Raw genomic sequence first — 1,379 nt, 5'->3', positions numbered from 1 at the left:
TCTTCATTTTATTCAGAAGCATAGTAATAGTAGTCAACGCTTTTTTTCTATGGATGACAAGGTCCCTATTGATGGTGTTATTCAGTCGAAGTGGAAAGAAATTATTATTGAAACAGATAACAAAGGGATAGAACGAGTGAATCGAATAAATTATGAGATTGCAGTTTTACAATCACTTCGAACACGATTACGTTGTAAGGAAATATGGATCGAAGGTGCAAATCGATATCGAAATCCAGATGAAGATTTACCACAAGATTTTGAAGAAAATAAAGAAGAGTATTTTCAGGCCCTAAAAGCACCGCTTGATGTAGAGCCATTTATTTCAGGTATTATACAAATCATGAAAAATAAGTTGAATATGCTACATGAAGGACTTGAAAGTGGAAGTAACACTAAAGTTGTAATTACAAGTAAAAATAACAAAGGGTGGCTTAAAGTTACTCCATTAGATAAACAAGTTGTTCCACCCCATCTCCCTATGATTAAACAGGAAATTCGGGACCGTTGGTCCAATATTAATCTTCTCGATTTATTAAAAGAAACAGATTTTCATACAGGATTTACAAAACATTTTAAAACAACAGCGGATAGGTCTATTTTAAGTGAAGAAACCGTTCAACGTCGACTTCTTCTTAGCTTATTTGGATTAGGAACCAATACTGGTTTGAAAGCAGTTTCAGCTGGAAACAGTCAAGATACTTATAGAGAACTTCAGTATATTCGCAATAAATTTATTCACAAGGATCAATTGCGAAAAGCAAACGCAGAGGTTACCAATCAAATCATGCATCACCGAAGGGAAGAAATATGGGGAGAAGCTACTACAGCTTGCGCTTCTGATTCTAAACATTTTGGTTCATATGATCAAAACCTTCTTACGGAATGGCATCCTCGTTATAAAAAATATGGTGTGATGATTTATTGGCATACAGATCGAAAATCTGCTTGCATCTATTCCCAGCTGAAAACATGTCTTTCTTCTGAAGTAGCATCCATGATGGAAGGGGTTCTTCATCACTGCACAGATATGGAAATAGATCGAAACTATGTTGATACACATGGACAAAGCGTTGTTGCATTTGCTTTTTCTCATCTACTTGGTTTCAAACTAATGCCACGCTTTAAAAATATAGGTTCTCAAAAATTATATCGTCCTGAAGTTGGAATGAACGACGAGTACTCTCGTTTGCATCCGGTTCTTAGTAGACCAATTAATTGGGATCTTATCCGTCAACAATATGAGCAAATTATTAAATTTGCCACTGCGTTACGACTAGGAACGGCATCTGCAGAAGTAATTTTAAAACGATTTACACGAGATACTAACCATCCTACGTATCAAGCTTTATGTGAATTAGGAAAAGCTATTAAGACTA

1 protein-coding gene is annotated in these 1,379 nt (G+C 35.4%); it reads left to right on the top strand.

The window, feature by feature from the left end:
• Nucleotides 1-1,379 (top strand): Tn3 family transposase (locus ACODS7_RS32015; RefSeq protein ID WP_488828594.1); only part of this gene is annotated, 1,379 nt, incomplete at both ends.

It is taken from the genome of Bacillus sp. FG16 (assembly GCF_057809515.1).
This window is presented reverse-complemented; position numbering and strand designations above follow the sequence as displayed.